Origin of the sequence: Xenorhabdus stockiae (assembly GCF_002632825.1) — a bacterium.
In the GTDB taxonomy this organism is placed as follows: domain Bacteria; phylum Pseudomonadota; class Gammaproteobacteria; order Enterobacterales; family Enterobacteriaceae; genus Xenorhabdus; species Xenorhabdus stockiae.
Genome location: NZ_NJAJ01000126.1, coordinates 1 through 1,061 on the forward strand (window position 1 = coordinate 1; position 1,061 = coordinate 1,061).

1 protein-coding gene is annotated in these 1,061 nt (G+C 49.8%); it reads right to left on the reverse strand.

What is annotated here, in order from left to right; translation table 11 throughout:
- A partial coding sequence (locus Xsto_RS20725) for an RHS repeat domain-containing protein (RefSeq protein WP_141554561.1) occupies positions 1 to 1,061 on the reverse strand: 1,061 nt, incomplete at both ends.

A 1,061-nucleotide genomic window follows, 5' to 3' on the forward strand; every position in this document is an offset into this window, starting at 1 on the left:
GGCAGGACACTTTCAGTCAGTTGTCCGTGTTCGTCATAACCGTAATAAAAGGATTCGCCAGTCGGCAGTTTTATTTCGGTCAATCCTCCGTCAGGATTGTAATCAAAGGTGGTGATAGCGCCTGATGGATCAGCTTCCCAGACAATTTGGCTGTTGCGCCATTGGCGGCGGGTAATGCGCCCCAGGGGATCAACTTCGCGGATCACCAGACAGTTGTTATCGTAGTGATGCTGAGTTTCACCGCCCTCTGCATCAATATACGTGGTGATACGGGCGTTATCGTCATAGAGGAAACGGTCGTTCCAGTAGCCACTGGTGGTGGAGGTTGTGAGCACTCGGCCACGATCATCGTAAGTCAGGGTAACATCGGTTTGATCGGTATCGTGCCAGCGGATCATCCGCCCCTGTGCGTCATATTCATGCCACAGATGGTTATGCTGGAAAGCTTCGCATTCGCTCAGATAGCCCTGTGGGTCATAGTGACAAGTGACCAATCGCTGCTGTTTTTTCTGTTCAAGATAATCCAGTGTTTGGAGTTGTTGATCCTGATAACCCAGAATCAGCCGGAAACCATCGGTACGTGTGACTTCAATGAGTTGCGACTGTTTATCGTAGATAAATTGGATCGCATTTTGGCGACGATCAGTGATCGCGGATAATTTACGGATAGATCCGATGGCATGATTGAAGTGGTAGGTAAGCTGGGACTGGCGATCGGTCAGTTGTAGCTCACCCGTTAATTCCCCGGTTAATATGTAATGAGGAATATGCTGATTACGGGCGAGTACCTGATTTTCTGGTGTGTTGTAATCATAAATCACGCCATCAGCATCGGAGAAATTCACTTTTCCAGTGGTCAGCATCAACTGACGTGACCAGTCATCCGCCCATTTCGGGCCAAACAGGCCACTGTACTTAGCGGTAGAACGATAGGTGCGGGTCAGGGTGATGGGTAACAGCCCAGGAATGGCGATAACCGGCCAGACTTGCAGGAAGTCACCGGTAGCCATATCGACAGGTTCACCTTCCGTTTTACAGGTTCCGGTACAACTGCCTTCTTT